Here is a 17,773-nt window from a genome sequence, read left to right on the forward strand (position 1 = left end):
AGCAACACGCTATGCTGATTCGCGGTTAATATTCAACTGGAAAATATAAGGTGGCTTATTAATCAAGGAAAAACTATGGCACACACAATAAAAGCGCTGGCGATCTCGATCGGCGCAGCATTAGCGTTAACGTCATTGCCTTCCCACGCGGAGATTACGCTGCTGAAACAAGATCCGCAGGCGGGCGATCCGTTAAGCCGGCTTAACTTTACCGTCGGCGGCAGTATCCGGCCGCAGTTCAACATGATGACCGGCGATGGCGACAAAGGCTCCTATAAGCGTAACGGTTTTGACGGCGGCACCCGCTTCCGCTTCGCGGCGGATTACTACCTGTTCGATGATATTAGCTGGATCAGCTACTATGAGCTGGGCGTGAACATTCCGGCGCTGTTTGACTGGGATAACCACTACGCGGAAGGCGCGAACAATACCACCCGCCGCATGCTGTATACCGGCCTGAAAAGCGATACCTGGGGTACGTTAACCTACGGGCAGCAGAACAGCATTTACTATGATGTGGTGGGGGTGAAAACCGATATCTGGGACTACGATATGATCGGTCAGGCCCCGGGGAACGGTATTAATGGCGATTACGATGGCTCCTATCGTTCACGTAATATGCTGAAATATAAGAAAACTGTAGGTGATGTCGATCTTTACGGCTCTTATCTGTTCGAAGACAGCGAATACCTGCCGGGTAACGGCCTGCGCTACAAGCGTAAAGGCGGTGGTTCTGTTGGCGCGGACTACCACATCATGAAGGATCTGACCTGGGGTACCGCGTGGAACTACACCCGCGCGGAAATGCGCGACCCGTCAAGCGCCGACAGCAAAACCTATGACCAGAATATCGTCGGTACCGCGCTGAGCTGGACCCCGGATAACTGGACCTTCTCCTTCGGCGGCGGCTGGTATCAGAACTTCCTCACCACCAAGAAAACCGATGTGCATAATTACTTTGCCGGTGACGCCTGGGGGATTGAATATTTTGCGGGCTATAAATTCCCGATCAATCAATACGCTGTAAAATCTATTCAGCCGTACTTTATGGGCGACCGTCTGGAATATGTGAACGGCCGCAACTATCAGCGTATCGATAACGGTCTGGGGATTAGCTTCCAGCTGGATTACGGTTTCCGCGTTGACTACGAACACGTGTTTACCTCCAGCACCGACAACCTTGGCGATATGAACCTGGTCCGTCTGCGCTACGACTTCTAAGCGGTCACAACTCCCCGGTCGCGCGCGCTTACCGTGGCTACAAATCGCGCCGACCGGTAGCCCGGCTAAGGCGTTTACGCCGCAAGCCGGGACAATAGAGCATGCGATTACTTCGCCAGCCAGGCTGCGACCTCCTGCCAGCTGCCGCGAAAGAGAATTTTCCCGGCTTTTTTCCCCAACTGATAGCGATACATCGGGTCGTAGTATTCTTCCAGCAGCGGTACCAGCCAGGCAAAGTGCGCCTCGGTGCTGGCGGTGCGCTGCTGCTGCACCAGCGCCTCATCGAGCCGTTCAGTGAGCTGAGCAAAACGCTGCAGCCCCAGGCGACGGCGGATGGCAAACAGGCCGTGATGCAGATACTCGCCGTATGCCTGCCAGCCTTTCTCTTCGCCATACGCGGCGATAAAGTCGCGATACATGCGATCGAAATACTCTTCGCGCAGCCGTTCGAGGCGAACGTCAAACGGATCTTCCACCACCGCCAGCGGCGACTGCGCCATGCGGAGGCGCAGGCTCTCCGGTAGATGATTGGCGCCGATCATATGGCCTTCATCTTCCAGCACCCAGCGGGTCTGCTGTTCGGCTTTTTTAAGCAGGCTGACCGCCAGGTGGTTTTCAAAGGTGGCCTGTGGATGCTGATCCTGCAGGGTTCGACCGAATGAAGAACCGCGGTGATGAGCAAGCCCTTCCAGGTCGATACCGTCCGGGCGCGAGCAGACCAGTTGAGTTTTGCCGTTGCCGGTGCAGCCGCCAATCAGCACGATCGGGCGCTGCACCAGTTCGTCGGTGGCCTGGATCGCCGCCTGGCGTAGCGCTTTATAGCCGCCGACGATCAGGGGGTAATCCACGCCAGCTTCTTTCAGCCACTGCTGGACGATATGCGAGCGCTGGCCGCCGCGGGCGCAGCACAGGTAACCGTGTGGGTAACGGGCGCACGCTTCCAGCCACGCCTGAGTACGGCTGGCGCGCAGGTCACCCTGGACCAGTTTATGGCCGAGCGCCAGCGCCGCTTCCGGCCCCTGACGCTTGTAGCAGGTGCCGACCGCGGCGCGTTCTTCATCATTCATCAGCGGCAGGTTGATCGCCGCCGGCATCGCGCTTTGGCTAAACTCCACCGGGGCGCGTACGTCAATCAGTGGCGTATCGCTGGCGAGAATGGCGCGATAATCCGTCCCATTGGTCATGGGGTATCCTCTGAAGTCAAAACAGAAATGAGCTTTACAGCAAGGGGGGGATTGTACGCGCCTCAAGGTGTGCCGGGGAAGGGGATAGATCAAATCCCCGGCACGAAGGGCTTAGCTGAGCTGCGATTGCGCCCAGAACAGGCCGCTGGTGTACTCCGGCGGCAGCAGCGGCTTGATCGCTTCCAGCGTCGCGCTCAGGCGATCGGTATCGCTGTCGGTGAGGTTCAGGTGGCCGACTTTACGACCCGGGCGCACCTCTTTGTCATACCAGTGCAGGTGCACCAGCGGCAGCTTCAGCCAGTCGTAGTTAAGATCGGTGCCGATCAGGTTGATCATCACCGACGGGCTGTTGACCACCGGCGGCGGCAGCGGCAGGCCGGTAATCGCCCGCAGATGCAGCTCGAACTGGCTGATAGACGCGCCGTTCTGCGTCCAGTGGCCGCTGTTGTGCACCCGCGGCGCCAGCTCGTTAATCAGCAGCCCCTCGGCGGTAACGAAGCACTCCATCGCCATCACGCCGACGTAGTTCAGCTCGTTCATGATCGCCGTCAGCATGCTTTCCGCTTGTTCCTGCTGGCGGGCATTGGCCTGCGGGAAGGCGACGCTGGCGCGCAGAATACCGTCCTGATGCAGGTTACGGGTCAGCGGGTAGAAGACGGTGCTACCGTCATGGGCGCGGGCGCCCACCAGCGATACCTCGCCGGAGAAGTTAATCCCCTGCTCGACGATGCACTCGCCGTAGTTATCGGCCGGTAGCTGATCGATTTCGTTTTCCCGCAGACGCCACTGGCCGCGGCCGTCGTAACCGCCAACGCGACGCTTAACGATCGCCAGTTTGCCAAGGCGGGCAAACACCGCCGGCCACTCGCTTTTATCCGCCAGCAGTTGCCACGGGGCGGTGGCGAGGCCAAGCTTGTCAAACAGCTGCTTTTGCGTCAGGCGGTCGGCGATAATCGGGAAGACATCGCGGTTGACGAACGCCGGGTGGCGGGCCAGCTCGCGGGTGAGGGCGGTTTCCGGCCAGCGTTCAATTTCTGCCGTGATGACGCTCTGCTGGAACGGCACCGCTTCCGGGTCGGCTTCCAGGCCGACCGGCCAAACGGCGATGCCCAGCGGCTCGCCGGCCTGGCGCAGCATACGGCCTAACTGGCCGTTACCGAGCACGCATACCTGTTTCATGCCGCACCCCGCGGATCCGGATTATCCAGCACTTCATCGGTTTGCGCCTGACGCCAGGCGCTCAGGCGATGGTGCAGTTCTGCATCATGCTGGGCAAGGATCTGCGCGGCGAGCAGGCCGGCGTTCGCAGCGCCAGCTTTGCCGATGGCCAGGGTACCGACCGGAATGCCGCGCGGCATCTGCACAATGGAGTAGAGGCTGTCGACACCGCTTAAGGCTGCGCTCTGAACCGGTACGCCGAGCACCGGCACCAGGGTTTTCGCCGCAATCATGCCCGGCAGATGCGCCGCGCCGCCTGCTCCTGCAATAATCACCTGATAACCGTGGCTTTCGGCGCTTTCAGCAAAGCTGAACAGCTTATCGGGCGTGCGGTGGGCGGAGACCACTTCGACATGGTACGGAACGTTCAGGGCATCAAGGATTTCTGCGGTAAATTGCATGGTAGCCCAGTCGCTTTTGGACCCCATCACGATGGCGATACGCGCCGAATTATTGCGGGAAGACATGCGTCTTAAAACTCCTGTGGGTGTGTTTCACACTGCTTTAGAGGCCACAGAGAATAGCATGAACTGCCAGCAAGGAAAACGGTTGCGTGCGCATGGTTAGCCGTCTTTTGTCTCGCCTGGAGGTGATGGCGTGGGTGACTGATTGACCTTTATCTCCCTCATGATACAGGTGATAAGCAGCACTAACCCCCACGGGAGCATCAGAGTGCCCATAAGCAGTAAATAGATTTGTACCAGCCGGCTATCGTGAGGGCGGGTGCAGAGCAAATAAATGGCATAAAAATAGATAGCCCACGCCAGCATCGCACACCAGACAAACGTCAGCGTGTTGCCGATAACGACGCCGATTAAGGCGATATAACTTACCCCTAACGGATTGAGGATCGCGATGATCATTCCCCACGTCAGCGGCTGACTCCACTTTTTCCTGCTCATGCTCGTTCCTTGAGAGTGACGTTGTGGAAGACTAGCATGCAGGGCGGGGGGAAGCGCGCACCTTCGCCCGGGCAAAAGGCGCTTTCGGAATTGTGCTCGCGCAGGAATCAGAACGGAAAGTGGATTAGTTCGACGTCGTCCGGCGTCACCTTGACCATCGAACCTTCGCTGTGCCAGGCGCCAAGTACCACACGCCATGCGGGTTGGCCGTTGGCCTGCAGTTCATGGACCGCCGGGCGATGAGTATGGCCGTGGATCAGCCACTGCACGTGATGCCGCTCCATCGCGTCAACTACCGCCTGTGGATTTACATCCATAATTTCCATTGATTTACTGCTGTTGGCGGCTTTGCTGTCGGCGCGCATGCGGGCGGCGATGCGACGGCGGATAAACAGCGGCAGGGCCAGGAACAGACGCTGGATCCACGGGGTGTGGACTTTGGCGCGAAACGCCAGATAGCCTTGGTCATCGGTGCACAGCGTGTCGCCATGCATGATCAAGACTTCACGGCCATAGAGGTCCAGTCGCTCTTCTTCGGCGAGCAGGATCATCCCGCTCTGGCGGGCAAAGCGCTGGCCGACGAGAAAATCGCGGTTGCCATGGATGAAGTAGCACGGCACGCCGGCCTCGACGACGGCTTTGATTGCCGAGGCAATTTGTTGGTGCAGCGGGTTAGGATCGTCATCGCCGATCCATGCCTCAAACAGATCGCCAAGGATATACAGAGCGTCCGCCTGGCGGGCTTCGCCCTGTAAAAAACGCAGAAAACCGGCGGTGATCGCCGGTTCTTCTGTTTGCAGGTGCAAATCTGCAATAAAAAGTGTCGCCACGAATTACTCGCTGACGGTGACGCTTTTGATGATCACATCATCTTTCGGCACATCCTGGTGCATGCCGCTGCGGCCGGTGGCAACCGCTTTGATTTTGTCAACCACGTCCATGCCTTCAACCACTTCCGCGAAGACGCAGTAGCCCCAACCCTGCAGGCTTTCGCCGGAGAAGTTCAGGAAGTCGTTGTCAACCACGTTGATGAAGAACTGCGCGGTGGCAGAGTGCGGCGCCTGAGTACGGGCCATCGCCAGCGTGCCGCGGGTGTTTTTCAGACCGTTGTTCGCTTCGTTCTGAATCGGAGATTTGGTCGCTTTTTGTTTCATGCCAGGTTCAAAACCGCCGCCCTGAATCATGAAGCCGTTGATAACACGGTGGAAAATGGTGTTGTCGTAGAAACCTTCGCGGCAGTAGTCCAGGAAGTTTTTAACTGTTTCCGGCGCTTTGTCGTCAAACGTTTTGATTACGATATCGCCATGATTGGTGTGGAAAGTAACCATTTTTGCATCCTGTTCCGATGAGTGTGGTGCCAGCACCCGGTGTCGGGTGATATATAGGGGGGTGTTATAGCATAACCGCGGGGGTCGATGCACCTTGCAATGTGTGCTGCGTCCGGTCTGAATTATGGGTATTATAGAGACTTCATTACCCACACACGTCTACACGGAATCTTCGATGTTAAAAATTTTTAATACACTGACGCGCCAGAAAGAGGAATTTAAACCTATCCATGCCGGGGAAGTCGGCATGTACGTGTGTGGTATTACCGTTTACGATCTCTGTCATATCGGCCATGGACGTACCTTCGTCTCCTTTGACGTCGTGGCGCGCTATCTGCGTTTTCTCGGCTATAAGCTGAAGTACGTGCGCAATATCACCGATATCGACGACAAAATCATTAAGCGCGCTAATGAAAACGGCGAAAGCTTTGTCGCGCTGGTCGATCGCATGATTGCCGAAATGCACAAAGATTTTGACGCGCTGAATATTCTGCGTCCCGACAGCGAGCCGCGCGCAACGCACCATATTGCGGAGATCATTGAGATCACCGAGCAGCTGATCGCCAAAGGCCATGCTTACGTGGCAGATAACGGCGACGTGATGTTCGACGTGCCGACGGACCCGAACTACGGTCTGCTGTCGCGCCAGGATCTAGACCAGCTGCAGGCGGGGGCGCGCGTCGACGTGGTTGACGTCAAGCGTAACCCGATGGACTTCGTCCTGTGGAAAATGTCGAAAGAGGGCGAGCCAAGCTGGCCGTCGCCGTGGGGCGCGGGCCGTCCGGGCTGGCATATCGAGTGCTCGGCGATGAACTGCAAGCAGCTTGGCAACCACTTCGATATTCACGGCGGCGGTTCGGATCTGATGTTCCCTCACCATGAAAACGAAATCGCCCAGTCCACCTGCGCCCACGACGGTGAATACGTCAACTACTGGATGCACTCCGGCATGGTGATGGTTGACCGCGAGAAGATGTCGAAATCGCTGGGTAATTTCTTTACCGTCCGCGACGTGCTGAAGTATTACGATGCGGAGACGATTCGCTACTTCCTGATGTCCGGCCACTATCGCAGCCAGCTGAACTACAGCGAAGAGAACCTCAAGCAGGCGCGTTCGGCGCTGGAGCGTCTGTACACCGCGCTGCGCGGGACGGACAAATCCGTCGACGCGGCGGGGGGCGAAGCCTTCGAAGCACGCTTTATCGAGGCGATGGACGACGACTTCAACACCCCGGAAGCCTATTCGGTGCTGTTCGATATGGCGCGTGAAGTAAACCGCCTGAAAACCGAGGACGCGGCCGCGGCGAACGCCATGGCGGCCCACCTGCGTAAGCTTGCTGCGGTACTGGGTCTGCTGGAGCAGGAGCCGGAGGCGTTCCTGCAGAGCGGCGCGCAGGTTGACGACGCGGAAGTGGCGGAGATCGAATCGCTCATCCAGCAGCGTCTGGACGCGCGCAAAGCGAAAGACTGGGCGGCGGCGGATGCGGCGCGCGACCGTCTCAACGAGATGGGCATTGTGCTGGAAGATGGCCCGCAGGGCACCACCTGGCGCCGGAAGTAAGCCATAAAAAAACGCCCGCAAAAGCGGGCGTTTTTATTTTCGTTGTCAGGCCGTGACGGTCACGCTCTGGCCTTCAAAGCTCACCGTCTGACCAGCGACGATTTTGCAGCGTTTGCGGGTTTCCACCGCGCCGTCGACTTTTACCAGCCCGTCGGCGATGGCGATCTTCGCCTGGGCGCCGCTTTCGCTCCAGCCTTCCAGCTTCAGCAGATCGCACAGCTCAACGTGCGGGTGTTTACCTAAGGAAAATGTCGCCATCTCAGGCCTCCTCAACGTCGTGATACTCTTCGCACGCCTGCAGCGTGTTCTGGATCAGGGTGGCGACGGTCATCGGGCCAACGCCGCCGGGAACCGGGGTGATGTAGGACGCGCGTTCGGCGGCATCTTCATACACCACGTCGCCGACCACTTTGCCGCTTTCCAGACGGTTGATGCCGACATCGACCACAATCGCCCCTTCTTTAATCCACTCGCCAGGAATAAAGCCCGGTTTGCCCACCGCGACGATCAGCAGGTCGGCGTTTTCGACATGATGGCGCAGGTTTTTTGTAAAGCGGTGGGTGACGGTGGTGGTGCAGCCGGCCAGCAGCAGCTCCATGCTCATCGGGCGACCGACGATATTGGAAGCGCCAATGACCACCGCATTGAGGCCGTAGGTGTCGATATTGTAGCGTTCCAGCAAGGTCACGATACCGCGCGGAGTGCACGGACGCAGGCGCGGCGCGCGCTGGCACAGGCGGCCAACGTTGTAAGGATGGAAGCCGTCGACGTCTTTATCCGGCGCGATGCGCTCGAGAACTTTGACGTTATCGATCCCTGCCGGCAGGGGCAGCTGAACCAGAATACCGTCGATGGTCTTATCGGCATTCAGAGTGTCGATAAGCTCCAGCAGCTCGGCTTCGCTGGTGGTTTCCGGGAGATCGTAAGAGCGGGAGACGAAGCCCACTTCTTCACATGCTTTGCGCTTGCTGCCGACATAAATCTGCGAGGCCGGGTTGCTGCCGACCAGCACGACGGCCAGCCCAGGGGCGCGTTTTCCGGCCGCAACGCGAGCCTTCACTTTTTCCGCAACCTCAGAGCGTACCTGCTGCGCAATCGTTTTACCGTCAATAATTTTTGCTGCCATCAGAGAGAGGATTCCATCTGTATCTTTACGAAAGGGGGATGAGGATATTTTGTCAGAAGCGGGCCTCGCTGTCAGTCCTCGTTTGCTGTTTTATCCTGTCTGAGGCTAATTTAGCCTGTTATGACCATGGTTATTACATGGTTATTGGTGCGTTGCGCCTGGCCACTGAGTCGATTTACGCGCGCATGAGCCCCAGCGGTATGCTTCTTGTACAGTTGGTGGGGGATATTTCGCCAGCGTCGTATAAGCCCGCAGTTTCCTGGCAAAATGGATTGACTCAACCGACGTGGACCGTATAATTCCAGGCGTTTCACTCCGCGAAGCACTCGCTTCTCAGGGCGCCCTTAGCTCAGCTGGATAGAGCAACGGCCTTCTAAGCCGTAGGTCACAGGTTCGAATCCTGTAGGGCGTGCCATTAAGAAACAATAACTTATGCCAGTTTTAAACCAGCCTGATTTCCTCCTTGTGTCGTATTTGTGTCGCTAGCGCCAAAAATGGCGTCAATTTTCCGTGCGTGTTCGGTCAGGTGGTTCGGCGCCAGGTGAGCATAACGACGTACCATCTCGATGCTCTCCCATCCTCCCATTTCCTGCAGTACAGAAAGCGGGACGCCGGACTGAATTAGCCAGCTCGCCCAGGTGTGCCGGAGGTCGTGAAAACGGAAATCCTCGATCCCCGCTTTTTTCAACCCGGCGCGCCAGGCGTTATTGTCATCCACCCGCATTTTTCTAACCGCGGGCGTCAGTGTCCCATCAGGGCGATGCTTTGCCGTGGTGTGAACGAACACCCACCGGGAATGCTTCCCTATCTGATCCCTTAACACCCTGCATGCGGTATCATTCAGAGCTACGCCAATCGCCTTGCCCGCTTTTGCGTTCTCCGGATTTACCCATGCAACCTTTCTCTGCATATCGACCTGCTGCCACTCAAGCCCGATGATGTTTGAGCGGCGCAGGCCGGTTGCCAGTGCAAATATCACCACTGGCTTAATGCTCTCCGGCATGCACTCGATCAATCGCTCAGCTTCTTCTCTGGTCAGCCACCGTATCCGCTTACTGATCGGCTTGCGGGTTTTGATAACAGGAGCTGTTTTTATCCAGCCCCAGTCATTCGCCGCGGCCCTAAGCAGAGACCGAATGAAGGAAAGGTGTTGCGCCTTCGTCGCCTGCGAAACCTGCCGTGGTTTGTACTCCGGAACCGGCTTACCCTTCCTCAACGCGGCATCACGTTTACTCTCCCACACCTGCAGGTGCTTACGGTTGATCATCCCGTTAACGGCTTCATGAACTTCCTCCGCCGTTATCTTCGAGACATCACGGCCGGAAAAATGCTGCAGCCAAAACTCAATTTTGGTTTTGTCATCATCCAGCGATCGTTTATGGTCCTTTTCCCGCAGCCACCGGATGCAGTACTCTTCGAAGGTTCTGACGGGCAGGTCGCCGATCTGGTCAACCCGCCACGCTTCCGCCTTCAGCTTGTCGTGGAGCTCCTGAGCCTGCTTTTTGTCCCCCGTGCCAAGAGATCGCCTAACTCTTTTTCCTGACGGCGTAAAGAAATGACAGTGCCACACGCCGCCCCTGAGGGTGATTGACATAAAACTTCTCCTTTATGTTCACCCGCGTTCGCGATGACAGGATCGCGCGGGGTTTTCAAATATGCAATACACGCAGCCTCGGTCGTTCTGTACTTATTGCCGACCTTGCGGCCGGCGAGCTCCCCAGACTCAATCAGGCGGTAGATCACCCGCGCAGACACGATGAGCAAATCGGCGGCCTGCTGTGCTGTTATCGGTTTGTCAGATGCCATATCACCTCCGATGCTTACCGCGTAATTCCTCGTCTTCCTGACAGTCAGCGCAGCGCTGGCAGCCCGCTACCAGTTCCCGGCGCCGCTCGGGTATCTCTTCCCCACAGTCGCGGCAGTGAGTAGCTGAGACTGCCGCATGGTTGATGCGCATGTTCTGGATGGTCATTTCCAGCCGGCGCTCTGCCAGCTCGTTGGCCTGATCGATGATTTCTGCGCTCATAACTTCACCCATCCTTTACCTTTCACATGGGCAATCACCCCCAATTTACGCAAGGCCTGTAATCGGCGGTCGAGGATGCGGAATGGCTCTTTTTTATCCCCTTCATCCTTCGCTATATCGACGCACTCAGCCCCTACGTCACCAGAGAACAGCCGGCTGAAAGGAGATGGCGTCTCGCTAAGCTTGCTCATTATCGCGATATCAAGATTTATGTATTTGCTCATGCTGCACCGCCTTCGCTTTTTTCCGCTTCAACGCGCTTGAACTCGATAACCCAAACCCAGGGGTTGGCATTCCAACTTTCGGCGCCATAGATGGATTTCCACAACTCCTCCCATACCTGGAAGCCATAAGTGGCAGGTCGAAAATCATAAAGACCGCATCCAACCTCTTTGCAAATATCCCCAAGGGTAATGGACTGCAACCGCTCAACCCGCACGCCGGTGATTTCCAGCTGAATGCGGCTGGCCCAGCGCGGCATGTGAATGGATGGTCGCCAGCAGCAATGAAGTTCATCATCCGCATCGTAAAACTCTGGCGCAGGCACTCCATCAGCCTTGTAAACGCAGAATTCGGGCTTCTCAAATGGAGTGGGGTCTTTGCAATAGCTATCCATTAGGTCGTAGTCGAACAGTGGCCCCTGAAACGTCTCGCGCACCCAGATGCGATCGCCGACTGCTCCGAACGGGCACGAGATAGCACCCAAAACAGGATTCATTCCTGTGCGGTCTTTTTCGCCGAGAACAACGAAAATTTCTTCTCCGTTGATGTCCCATTCCTTGCAGAACTTCACGGCGCCGTCAGTCCCTTTAACAATCCGCCGCGTCTGCGTCTTCCGGCCGTCGAGCAACGCGCGCACCATCTCAGCGTTAAAAATCATTCCACGTTCTTTCATGCTGCACCTGCCTTGTCTTCATCCATTTTCCAGGCCGTGGCGAGAGCGCCAGTCACCTGGTGGAAGCTATGTTTTACTGCCACCTTCCCATGGTCGCCGGTTGGCGAAACCAGTTCGATTGTGGTCAGCTCTCCGCCGCTTTCAGCGTCCGGGTAAAACTGCACGACGTCGTTGGTTTCGACGATCACAGACCCGGATGGGGTATACATTTTCAGCTTCATGACTCCACTCCATAGCGGCCGCTGAGCCGCCCAATAACACTGACAAATTTCACCAGGCTGACACCCATCGGTTTTACCTTCTCGTAGTGCTTGCGAAGGATGGGGGGCATACAGCGTTCCACTTCGGTTTAGGCTTTACGTTCATCGCTTTGGTTATCTCTTCTGCGCAGCGACGAGCCTGGGCGCGGAGAGCGTTTTCTTTTTCCTCTGGCGTCATGCTGCCTCCGTCTTCACAACGTCAATGGCGCAGCCGGGGATCAACTCAACGGAAGCGGTGGCGCACTGGTTACCCCAGTGGCTCCAGCCTGGCGCCGCGCTGCGACTGAACAGCTCAATCCGCGGCACGTCTCCGTAGAGCAGCTCCAGGCGGTGGCGAACTTCCCACGGTTTCTCGCTGTGCGCGCCGAGTGGGCTGTAGACCACTTGCTTAATGCCAGCATGCTGGCGTTCCAGTCCGGCGCCGCGGGTGGCGATCAGGACGTCTTCGGTATTGGCGCGGGTATGATTGCCGCCGTTCATGCGTGTCTCGGCATTCAGCAGGTCGAGGAAGTCGTAAAAGTCGGTCACATCTCCCTCTGCCAGAGCCTTGGTAATGCGCAGTTCGGCCAGCTGGTTCAACTTCACCCAGGTGAAGCCCTTCATCGTGCGCACCGTAAATCCCCAGGCCTCGGCCAACTCGATCGCCTCCTGGTTGTGGGTGCCGGTGTACCACATCGCCAGCACAGCGTTATCCGCGGTGAGCTCCCACACCGGGAGCCGCTTCATATCGAGCAAGCTCATGGTGAGGTAGTGATCGACGGCGGCGCCGTTGCTGATCGTGTTCCCGTAAGACCAGGCCGGGTCGGCATAGATAAGTGAGTAGCGGTTCATAGGACTGACTCCATTTCATCGATATAGAGGCCAGATGCGATAAGCCGGCGGCGCCGGGCCGCTTTATCAATACATTTCTGGCGGTTGCCAGAGGCGGCCTGAGCTATCGAGCGCTTAGTGAACAGGCGAGTTTTACCCTGCGGGGTAATGACCTTTGGCCTTGTGATCAGGTCAAAGGTGCGATCGCAGATGCCGTCCTCGTTAAGCCAGGTTTCCGATGCAATCAGCTGCGCAATGCGGCCTTCTCCCTTGGTTATGCCGTTCGCAACGCGGTTAAATTCGACAAGCGTCACGCCGAACTTCTCCGCTATTTCGCTGCCGGTAACAGGGCGGCCGCGCGTCTGAATCATCCAGATCACGCGCTCGCGAAGGCCGGAGAATTTCCCTGCTTTGCCGGGCCTGCGGTAAAATGGAGTGCGTTTCATTTCCACTGCTCCCCGAAGGTAAAGCCGATCTCCGCCAGCGATTCATCCATCTTGCTGATGAACTCCGGCACCATTTCGTTGAAGTCGGACATGTATTTTTCGTCGCGCTCAACAACGACATGGTGAATGCCTTCTCGCTTCATGCGAGGGTCATAATTCGCGAAGTACCAGGCGTCCTTCCCGGTTACCCACATGCTGAATTGCACCTGGGCCATGTAGGCGGATTTGATAGCCTCGAAGCCGCCAAGCCGAAATTTCATGAAGTCGCGAGAGGTGAAAGGGCACTTCAGCTCAAGGCCTCGGCCATCACTGCACAGGCCATCTGGTGAGCAGGCGGTTCGCATACCTTCGTCACGGAAAAGGATCGGCGACTCGGTTACCTGCACGTCGGTGGTGAACTCAAACAGGGTGCGAGCGTCGGCCTCATACTGTTTCCCCCAGGCCAGCGCCTTGGCGTTAACTTCCGGCGCCACGCCGGTGCACACTTCGGCAAGGAGCGTAAGAAAGTAGGACATCTTCATATCAGTCCACTTTTTGCCTGACTTGGGTTTAGAAATGACGTTGTGAACTTCCGAGGCTGTGATCACGCCCAGGCGTAAGCGGTGCCAGGATTCATCTCCCTGTTCAACGCGGGTAACGTCAATGCCAGTTCGTTCGAGGATAATTTCTGGTGTCATGCTGCCACCTGAGCTTTTTTCTGGAGGAAGCTAAAGCCTTTCTGCGCTTCTTCTTCGGTGAGCTGTGATGCCTGGAAAATGTCACGCTTGAAGATGTTGCTGCACAGAGGCAGGAAGTCCTGCTCCCAGTCCTTATTCAGGGACGTCAGGAGGTCGGTAATTGCCTGCAACGTTTCCTCACTGGCCACCAGGGGGAGCACCTCTGTCGTGCTGCGCGGCGTTACGTCACGCGCATCCACTTCCAGCGTTTTACCTTCCATCTCTTCGGCAGTGGGCTGCTGGCCAATTTCAGGCCATGCCTTACGCAGAGCCTGAGCCTCGGCACACTTCGCCAGCTGGCCATAAGGGCGCTTTTTCCACATAGCATTTGGCGCGGTAGTGTCGCGGCCGGCGGTGGCGTAGTTTTCAACCCAGTATTCTTTCGCACTGAATTCGACGATCTCCCCGCTCGGCATGCGCTTGCTGACCGTGTACTTGCACCATTGAGGGACTGTCACCTCAACACCGGTAAGCGTCAGAGTGACGTCCGGGCCGAACTCTGGTTCTTTTGCGCCAGCGTAATCACCGGAGCGATCGGCCTGAATCCGATAAAGCCCGATGCCAGGCATAACCACATCGCGCCACTCGCTTTTCCCCGACTTCGAGTCCTTAACGCTCATCGGCACCAGATGAACGGGCTTCAGAAGCGGATCGAGGTTTCTGGCCCGGCAGTAGTCAAGCGCCATCATCACCGACTCATCCTTGGCGCCAGGATAAATACTGTTCTTGAGGGCGCTCCAGGTAGCGCCGTCAATTCCTCGCTCAGCAAGAGAGCTGGCTGTAATCACAAGTTCGTTAGCCATTGCTATTCCCCAAAGTTAAAACGGGCAGCCGGTGCGGTGATCCCAGTCGTATTCCGCCTGGGCGTAAGCTACTGCCGAAATGAGATCGTTATATGCCTCGCCAGCTGCATCGCTTCGGAGGCCTTCGTATGGGCTTTTGTCCATAGGTACAGAGAAGCGGAACAGGCCTGACGGCTCTTTCGGCAGCGCGTCGATAATTTCCTGCGCCCGATCGTCAATCCACTTTTGCTTCTCTTCGGTGAGCGACTGCTCAGCCCATTTCCGTTCTTCGATAGCGTCGTATGCGCGGTATGCGTTCATATCTCGCTCCTGAAATTTGGTTGTGAAACGCCCGGCACCGTAATGGCTGCCTGATAGCTCAGTTAAATTCGTGCGCTGATATGCGCGGTTAATGCGTCCCGGCTGGTACCAGGTTCGGTTCGATACTGCGTGAAGCGTATGGCCGGCGGATGTGGCGCAGATTTCCCTGCGGCTCATGCCAGTAGCTGCCGTCGCGATAGTCGAAGCTGACCAGCCAGGCGGCGCCGGTGCGGCGATTGCGCATCATCACGGCGCGTCCGTTGTTAGGAATTGAGTTAGCCATTGAACACCCCCGTAACGTGTAGAATTTTGATAATCAACGCTGTCCAGATAACGCCGCAGATCAGCAGGCAGTAAATCAGTGAACGAATGCCTTGTTTGCTCATTTTCCACCCCAGCACGGATAGCTAACTGCGATAACAGCAACCAAAAACGGAACGACCTTTAACCAAAAATTACGCCATGCAGGCTTGTCTTCTTCGCGGATCATCTCTTCACCTTTGCCTTATCGCGGCTAACGGAGCGTTGTTACCTATTATCGGCGCCAACGTTGTTGTTTGGATGGCTTAAATTTACAGATAAAACTGTATTTTCGTCAACAGACAAAACTGTATTTTTTGGTGTTTGTTACATATCTGTCTGTAATGAAAGGGGATTTATTTTGATGGGGCGAAAAAAAACCGGCATATGCCGGTTCTATTCTGAGAGGGGTAGGGGGTTAGCGCTTTCTTCGATAGATTCTGTGTTCAATCATCACGCCGATGATTGTTAGTGGTTGATGCTCGCTGCTGATAATCGGGTAGTCATCATTCAATGGCACAAGCTCGAAATGCTGGCAGCCCAGGTGATCGGTGTAAGTTGGCCGATATTTTTTAAATGTCGCTTGAGTTCCACCGTTCTTGGCCACAACAAACTCTCCGGGGGTTGGCTCAACCTCTGGGTCTACGATGATCACATCTCCAGCCTTGAAGTCTGGCTCCATCGAATCGCCTTCGATGCGTAAAGCAAATGTAAAATCAGAAACTTCGTGGTCTGTAAGGATGTACTCAAAACTCCCATCAAATGCCTCAATAGGATTTTTTTCTGCGAGAGCCCCTGCCTGGACATAGCTTATGAGAGGCACCTTCTTGCTGCTAACTTCAGCAATAGGCATAAAGGCCCCGCCATTCATTAGCCAGTCAGGATCGCACTTTAGCGCCTTAGCTATGCCAATAATATTACGCGGTTTTCTGGTGTCTCCCTTTTCAATGCTCTGCCATGACTGCTGAGTTATTCCGGCATTCAACGCTGCCTCGGTCTGCGTTAGACCGAGCTCAATTCTCTTTTGCTTTACGCGATCTGCAAGGCTCATAAATCCCTCTCAATGTATGCCTTGATATTCACAGTTAAAACTGTAATTGACAAACAGAAATAACTGTCACAGAATACAGATAAAACTGTAGGAGGTAACATGGAAACCATTTCGCAACGCCTCAAAAAAAAGCGCGAAGAGATGAATCTGTCTCAGGCGCAATTAGCAAAAAAAGTTGGCATGAGACAGCAGTCTCTACAGGCAATTGAGGCCGGGACAACCAAGCGCCCACGTTATTTGTTCGAACTGGCAACTGCGCTCCATTGCGACCCTAAGTGGCTGCTTTATGGCGAGATGCCATCTCAATCTCAATAAGTTGCCGATTTAATCGGCCTTTCAAACACCACCAGAGGAAGTATCACAGATGGAGAATGCAATAGCCCGAAAGTTAGAGCCGCCAATCCTCAACCCAATTGAGATTGAAGGCATTTTGTTAAACCGGCTTTTATCCATTGGCCAAAAGGTTTTTGCGGAAATGCGAGGGGTTAGCGAGTCGACAATCAGTCGCCGCAAGAGCGAGGGGTATTACGCCGAAATGGCGAAGGAAATATCAGCGCTGGGTTTGCAGGTTGTTCCGCCGGAGGCGGTGGTTGTTTCCCGCCACTACCTGCAGTCAGTAGAAACGCTGGCGGATATCGGTTTGCGTGCGGAGCGGTGCCGCCCTGGCCCGTTAGGGTGGGACTGATGAAGTGCGTAAAAGGCGAAAGCCGCAGTGCTCGAACACTAACGGCTTTCTACGCGAATTAACTGAACAAATTCACAGGAGTAATTATGGCAAATACTGCCGAGGTAATCAATTTCCCTGTGCCTGTCGTGGCACTACAGGAGCTGCGCGTGGCAGATCTCGACGATGGGTTTACGCGCATCGCCAATGAGCTCCTTGAAGCTGTCATGCGTGCGGGTTTGTCGCAGCATCAGCTTTTGGTGTTCATGGCTGTCATGCGCAAAACATACGGCTTCAACAAGAAATCTGACTGGGTCAGTAACGAGCAGCTCTCGGAGCTGACCGGCATTCTCCCGCATAAGTGCTCAGCTGCAAAAAGCGTCCTGGTTAAGCGGGGGATATTAACTCAAACCGGTCGTGTTATCGGGATTAATAAAACGGTCAGCGAATGGTCATCTTTACCCGTAAAAGGTACAGAAAAGGAACCTTACCTGAAAAAGGTAACATTACCCGAATCAGGTAAGAAAAGATTACCCGAATCAGGTAACGCCTATTACCCGAATCAGGTAAACACAAAAGACAAACATACAAAAGACAATAAAGACAATATTAATAACCCCCCTAAATCCCCCCGGGCGGTTTCGTTCGATGCGTCAGCTGTTCAGTTGCCTGACTGGCTTTCTGCAAAAATCTGGTCGTCATGGGTGGCATACCGTCGTGACCTGAAAAAGCCGATCAAGTCTCAGCAGACGGTCACCCAGGCTATCAACCTGCTGGACCGCTGCAGACTGAACGGTTACGCGCCCGAAGAAATTATCAACCGCAGCATCGCCAATGGCTGGCAAGGCCTGTTTGAGCCAAATGGTGTCAAGCCTCAACCAAGTCAACAGGTGCGAGTTGCCGAAAATTTCGCAGGGAAGGATTACGGGCAGACTGAAATCCCATCATGGGCGAGGGACTGA

The 17,773-nt window shown here is 55.7% G+C and carries 27 protein-coding genes, 1 tRNA gene and 1 pseudogene; 6 read left to right on the forward strand and 23 right to left on the reverse strand.

The genetic code is table 11. The annotated features are described in order from the left end of the window. Nucleotides 1-75: 75 nt before the first annotated feature. Nucleotides 76-1,221 carry a porin gene (locus RRF55_RS20640; RefSeq protein ID WP_004142997.1) on the forward strand — a complete coding sequence of 382 codons (1,146 nt, stop codon included), beginning with the start codon at nt 76-78 and terminating at the stop codon, nt 1,219-1,221. Between the two features lie 107 nt (nt 1,222-1,328). Here RRF55_RS20640 and mnmH read toward each other — a convergent pair whose 3' ends face one another. From mnmH to ppiB, 6 genes are all read right to left on the reverse strand, one after another. Further along, a complete protein-coding gene (gene mnmH, locus RRF55_RS20645; RefSeq protein ID WP_004151323.1) occupies nt 1,329-2,405 on the reverse strand; it encodes a tRNA 2-selenouridine(34) synthase MnmH in 1,077 nt (358 codons plus the stop codon). 111 nt (nt 2,406-2,516) lie between these two features. Next, nucleotides 2,517-3,584: a 5-(carboxyamino)imidazole ribonucleotide synthase gene (purK, locus tag RRF55_RS20650; RefSeq protein WP_064153244.1), complete on the reverse strand. Its 1,068-nt coding sequence runs from the start codon at nt 3,582-3,584 to the stop codon at nt 2,517-2,519. After that, complete coding sequence (gene purE, locus RRF55_RS20655; RefSeq protein WP_004893772.1) at nt 3,581-4,090, reverse strand: 5-(carboxyamino)imidazole ribonucleotide mutase; 510 nt, start codon at nt 4,088-4,090, stop codon at nt 3,581-3,583. Before purE ends, purK begins: the two co-directional genes overlap by 4 nt. A 96-nt stretch (nt 4,091-4,186) precedes the next feature. After that, nucleotides 4,187-4,525: a hypothetical protein gene (locus tag RRF55_RS20660; RefSeq protein ID WP_032423671.1), complete on the reverse strand. Its 339-nt coding sequence runs from the start codon at nt 4,523-4,525 to the stop codon at nt 4,187-4,189. 107 nt (nt 4,526-4,632) lie between these two features. Then, nucleotides 4,633-5,355: a UDP-2,3-diacylglucosamine diphosphatase gene (gene lpxH / locus RRF55_RS20665; RefSeq protein WP_032432666.1), complete on the reverse strand. Its 723-nt coding sequence runs from the start codon at nt 5,353-5,355 to the stop codon at nt 4,633-4,635. A 3-nt stretch (nt 5,356-5,358) separates the two neighbouring features. Beyond that, nucleotides 5,359-5,853 (reverse strand): peptidylprolyl isomerase B, encoded by a 495-nt coding sequence (gene ppiB, locus RRF55_RS20670; protein ID WP_004151319.1) that lies wholly within the window; start codon nt 5,851-5,853, stop codon nt 5,359-5,361. A 175-nt stretch (nt 5,854-6,028) separates the two neighbouring features. Between ppiB and cysS the strand changes: the two genes are divergently transcribed. Further along, nucleotides 6,029-7,414 carry a cysteine--tRNA ligase gene (gene cysS, locus RRF55_RS20675; protein WP_004143010.1) on the forward strand — a complete coding sequence of 462 codons (1,386 nt, stop codon included), beginning with the start codon at nt 6,029-6,031 and terminating at the stop codon, nt 7,412-7,414. Nucleotides 7,415-7,459: 45 nt separating this feature from the next. On the opposite strand, the gene ybcJ is transcribed toward cysS, so the two are convergent. Both ybcJ and folD read right to left on the reverse strand, forming a co-directional pair. Beyond that, nucleotides 7,460-7,672, reverse strand: coding sequence for a ribosome-associated protein YbcJ (gene ybcJ / locus RRF55_RS20680; RefSeq protein WP_004143016.1), 213 nt, complete (start codon nt 7,670-7,672; stop codon nt 7,460-7,462). 1 nt (nt 7,673) lies between these two features. Beyond that, nucleotides 7,674-8,540 (reverse strand): bifunctional methylenetetrahydrofolate dehydrogenase/methenyltetrahydrofolate cyclohydrolase FolD, encoded by an 867-nt coding sequence (gene folD / locus RRF55_RS20685; protein ID WP_004143017.1) that lies wholly within the window; start codon nt 8,538-8,540, stop codon nt 7,674-7,676. Between the two features lie 338 nt (nt 8,541-8,878). Between folD and RRF55_RS20690 the strand changes: the two genes are divergently transcribed. After that, nucleotides 8,879-8,955, forward strand: a tRNA-Arg gene (locus RRF55_RS20690). A gap of 15 nt (nt 8,956-8,970) precedes the next feature. Here the strand turns inward: RRF55_RS20690 and RRF55_RS20695 are convergent. The 15 genes and pseudogenes from RRF55_RS20695 to RRF55_RS20765 form a co-directional block, all read right to left on the reverse strand. Further along, nucleotides 8,971-10,128, reverse strand: coding sequence for a tyrosine-type recombinase/integrase (locus tag RRF55_RS20695; protein ID WP_227661057.1), 1,158 nt, complete (start codon nt 10,126-10,128; stop codon nt 8,971-8,973). Next, nucleotides 10,011-10,346 carry a helix-turn-helix domain-containing protein gene (locus RRF55_RS20700; RefSeq protein ID WP_004151317.1) on the reverse strand — a complete coding sequence of 112 codons (336 nt, stop codon included), beginning with the start codon at nt 10,344-10,346 and terminating at the stop codon, nt 10,011-10,013. Before RRF55_RS20700 ends, RRF55_RS20695 begins: the two co-directional genes overlap by 118 nt. 1 nt (nt 10,347) lies before the next feature. Beyond that, a complete protein-coding gene (locus RRF55_RS20705) occupies nt 10,348-10,566 on the reverse strand; it encodes a TraR/DksA family transcriptional regulator (protein ID WP_101858848.1) in 219 nt (72 codons plus the stop codon). After that, the gene (locus RRF55_RS20710; RefSeq protein ID WP_102047347.1) at nt 10,563-10,790 is read right to left on the reverse strand and encodes a hypothetical protein; all 228 of its coding nucleotides are present in this window, start codon (nt 10,788-10,790) and stop codon (nt 10,563-10,565) included. The genes RRF55_RS20705 and RRF55_RS20710 overlap by 4 nt, the downstream gene beginning before the upstream one ends. Beyond that, nucleotides 10,787-11,461 carry a morphogenetic protein gene (locus RRF55_RS20715; protein ID WP_201519119.1) on the reverse strand — a complete coding sequence of 225 codons (675 nt, stop codon included), beginning with the start codon at nt 11,459-11,461 and terminating at the stop codon, nt 10,787-10,789. The genes RRF55_RS20710 and RRF55_RS20715 overlap by 4 nt, the downstream gene beginning before the upstream one ends. Beyond that, entirely contained in the window at nt 11,458-11,682 is a 225-nt protein-coding gene (locus tag RRF55_RS20720; protein WP_065953597.1) for a hypothetical protein, read from the reverse strand. Before RRF55_RS20720 ends, RRF55_RS20715 begins: the two co-directional genes overlap by 4 nt. Beyond that, nucleotides 11,679-11,899 (reverse strand): annotated as a pseudogene (locus RRF55_RS20725) (hypothetical protein). The gene RRF55_RS20720 and the pseudogene RRF55_RS20725 overlap by 4 nt, the downstream one beginning before the upstream one ends. Then, nucleotides 11,896-12,552, reverse strand: coding sequence for an MT-A70 family methyltransferase (locus RRF55_RS20730; RefSeq protein ID WP_201519118.1), 657 nt, complete (start codon nt 12,550-12,552; stop codon nt 11,896-11,898). The pseudogene RRF55_RS20725 and the gene RRF55_RS20730 overlap by 4 nt, the downstream one beginning before the upstream one ends. Continuing rightward, nucleotides 12,549-12,977, reverse strand: coding sequence for a hypothetical protein (locus RRF55_RS20735; RefSeq protein WP_017898874.1), 429 nt, complete (start codon nt 12,975-12,977; stop codon nt 12,549-12,551). The genes RRF55_RS20730 and RRF55_RS20735 overlap by 4 nt, the downstream gene beginning before the upstream one ends. Continuing rightward, nucleotides 12,974-13,654 (reverse strand): lambda exonuclease family protein, encoded by a 681-nt coding sequence (locus RRF55_RS20740; RefSeq protein WP_116955501.1) that lies wholly within the window; start codon nt 13,652-13,654, stop codon nt 12,974-12,976. Before RRF55_RS20740 ends, RRF55_RS20735 begins: the two co-directional genes overlap by 4 nt. After that, a complete protein-coding gene (bet, locus tag RRF55_RS20745; protein WP_201519117.1) occupies nt 13,651-14,496 on the reverse strand; it encodes a phage recombination protein Bet in 846 nt (281 codons plus the stop codon). The genes RRF55_RS20740 and bet overlap by 4 nt, the downstream gene beginning before the upstream one ends. Before the next feature lie 15 nt (nt 14,497-14,511). Beyond that, complete coding sequence (gamL, locus tag RRF55_RS20750) at nt 14,512-14,796, reverse strand: host nuclease inhibitor GamL (RefSeq protein WP_016529276.1); 285 nt, start codon at nt 14,794-14,796, stop codon at nt 14,512-14,514. A gap of 88 nt (nt 14,797-14,884) precedes the next feature. Further along, nucleotides 14,885-15,079: a hypothetical protein gene (locus tag RRF55_RS20755; RefSeq protein ID WP_004151303.1), complete on the reverse strand. Its 195-nt coding sequence runs from the start codon at nt 15,077-15,079 to the stop codon at nt 14,885-14,887. Next, complete coding sequence (locus tag RRF55_RS20760) at nt 15,072-15,197, reverse strand: hypothetical protein (protein WP_009652632.1); 126 nt, start codon at nt 15,195-15,197, stop codon at nt 15,072-15,074. Before RRF55_RS20760 ends, RRF55_RS20755 begins: the two co-directional genes overlap by 8 nt. 317 nt (nt 15,198-15,514) lie before the next feature. Further along, nucleotides 15,515-16,147 (reverse strand): LexA family protein, encoded by a 633-nt coding sequence (locus RRF55_RS20765; protein WP_038421610.1) that lies wholly within the window; start codon nt 16,145-16,147, stop codon nt 15,515-15,517. Between the two features lie 99 nt (nt 16,148-16,246). Here RRF55_RS20765 and RRF55_RS20770 point away from each other — a divergent pair, with 99 nt between their 5' ends. From RRF55_RS20770 to RRF55_RS20780, 3 genes are all read left to right on the forward strand, one after another. Next, on the forward strand, nt 16,247-16,462 hold the full coding sequence (locus tag RRF55_RS20770) for a helix-turn-helix domain-containing protein (protein ID WP_023284762.1): 216 nt from the start codon (nt 16,247-16,249) through the stop codon (nt 16,460-16,462). Between the two features lie 49 nt (nt 16,463-16,511). Next, nucleotides 16,512-16,832: a CII family transcriptional regulator gene (locus RRF55_RS20775; RefSeq protein WP_004141720.1), complete on the forward strand. Its 321-nt coding sequence runs from the start codon at nt 16,512-16,514 to the stop codon at nt 16,830-16,832. 86 nt (nt 16,833-16,918) lie between these two features. Next, on the forward strand, nt 16,919-17,773 hold the full coding sequence (locus tag RRF55_RS20780) for a replication protein (RefSeq protein WP_232706154.1): 855 nt from the start codon (nt 16,919-16,921) through the stop codon (nt 17,771-17,773).

Origin of the sequence: Klebsiella sp. K47, assembly GCF_051858335.1 — a bacterium.
Classification (GTDB): Bacteria; Pseudomonadota; Gammaproteobacteria; order Enterobacterales; family Enterobacteriaceae; genus Klebsiella; species Klebsiella pneumoniae.

What these genes read in the sequence shown, in the direction of transcription:
- RRF55_RS20640 (WP_004142997.1), top strand. Translation starts at nt 76, where the DNA reads ATGGCACACACAATAAAAGCGCTGGCGATCTCGATCGGCGCAGCATTA.
- mnmH (WP_004151323.1), bottom strand. Translation starts at nt 2,405, where the DNA reads ATGACCAATGGGACGGATTATCGCGCCATTCTCGCCAGCGATACGCCA.
- purK (WP_064153244.1), bottom strand. Translation starts at nt 3,584, where the DNA reads ATGAAACAGGTATGCGTGCTCGGTAACGGCCAGTTAGGCCGTATGCTG.
- purE (WP_004893772.1), bottom strand. Translation starts at nt 4,090, where the DNA reads ATGTCTTCCCGCAATAATTCGGCGCGTATCGCCATCGTGATGGGGTCC.
- RRF55_RS20660 (WP_032423671.1), bottom strand. Translation starts at nt 4,525, where the DNA reads ATGAGCAGGAAAAAGTGGAGTCAGCCGCTGACGTGGGGAATGATCATC.
- ppiB (WP_004151319.1), bottom strand. Translation starts at nt 5,853, where the DNA reads ATGGTTACTTTCCACACCAATCATGGCGATATCGTAATCAAAACGTTT.
- cysS (WP_004143010.1), top strand. Translation starts at nt 6,029, where the DNA reads ATGTTAAAAATTTTTAATACACTGACGCGCCAGAAAGAGGAATTTAAA.
- ybcJ (WP_004143016.1), bottom strand. Translation starts at nt 7,672, where the DNA reads ATGGCGACATTTTCCTTAGGTAAACACCCGCACGTTGAGCTGTGCGAT.
- folD (WP_004143017.1), bottom strand. Translation starts at nt 8,540, where the DNA reads ATGGCAGCAAAAATTATTGACGGTAAAACGATTGCGCAGCAGGTACGC.
- RRF55_RS20700 (WP_004151317.1), bottom strand. Translation starts at nt 10,346, where the DNA reads ATGGCATCTGACAAACCGATAACAGCACAGCAGGCCGCCGATTTGCTC.
- RRF55_RS20705 (WP_101858848.1), bottom strand. Translation starts at nt 10,566, where the DNA reads ATGAGCGCAGAAATCATCGATCAGGCCAACGAGCTGGCAGAGCGCCGG.
- RRF55_RS20710 (WP_102047347.1), bottom strand. Translation starts at nt 10,790, where the DNA reads ATGAGCAAATACATAAATCTTGATATCGCGATAATGAGCAAGCTTAGC.
- RRF55_RS20715 (WP_201519119.1), bottom strand. Translation starts at nt 11,461, where the DNA reads ATGAAAGAACGTGGAATGATTTTTAACGCTGAGATGGTGCGCGCGTTG.
- RRF55_RS20720 (WP_065953597.1), bottom strand. Translation starts at nt 11,682, where the DNA reads ATGAAGCTGAAAATGTATACCCCATCCGGGTCTGTGATCGTCGAAACC.
- RRF55_RS20730 (WP_201519118.1), bottom strand. Translation starts at nt 12,552, where the DNA reads ATGAACCGCTACTCACTTATCTATGCCGACCCGGCCTGGTCTTACGGG.
- RRF55_RS20735 (WP_017898874.1), bottom strand. Translation starts at nt 12,977, where the DNA reads ATGAAACGCACTCCATTTTACCGCAGGCCCGGCAAAGCAGGGAAATTC.
- RRF55_RS20740 (WP_116955501.1), bottom strand. Translation starts at nt 13,654, where the DNA reads ATGACACCAGAAATTATCCTCGAACGAACTGGCATTGACGTTACCCGC.
- bet (WP_201519117.1), bottom strand. Translation starts at nt 14,496, where the DNA reads ATGGCTAACGAACTTGTGATTACAGCCAGCTCTCTTGCTGAGCGAGGA.
- gamL (WP_016529276.1), bottom strand. Translation starts at nt 14,796, where the DNA reads ATGAACGCATACCGCGCATACGACGCTATCGAAGAACGGAAATGGGCT.
- RRF55_RS20755 (WP_004151303.1), bottom strand. Translation starts at nt 15,079, where the DNA reads ATGGCTAACTCAATTCCTAACAACGGACGCGCCGTGATGATGCGCAAT.
- RRF55_RS20765 (WP_038421610.1), bottom strand. Translation starts at nt 16,147, where the DNA reads ATGAGCCTTGCAGATCGCGTAAAGCAAAAGAGAATTGAGCTCGGTCTA.
- RRF55_RS20770 (WP_023284762.1), top strand. Translation starts at nt 16,247, where the DNA reads ATGGAAACCATTTCGCAACGCCTCAAAAAAAAGCGCGAAGAGATGAAT.
- RRF55_RS20775 (WP_004141720.1), top strand. Translation starts at nt 16,512, where the DNA reads ATGGAGAATGCAATAGCCCGAAAGTTAGAGCCGCCAATCCTCAACCCA.
- RRF55_RS20780 (WP_232706154.1), top strand. Translation starts at nt 16,919, where the DNA reads ATGGCAAATACTGCCGAGGTAATCAATTTCCCTGTGCCTGTCGTGGCA.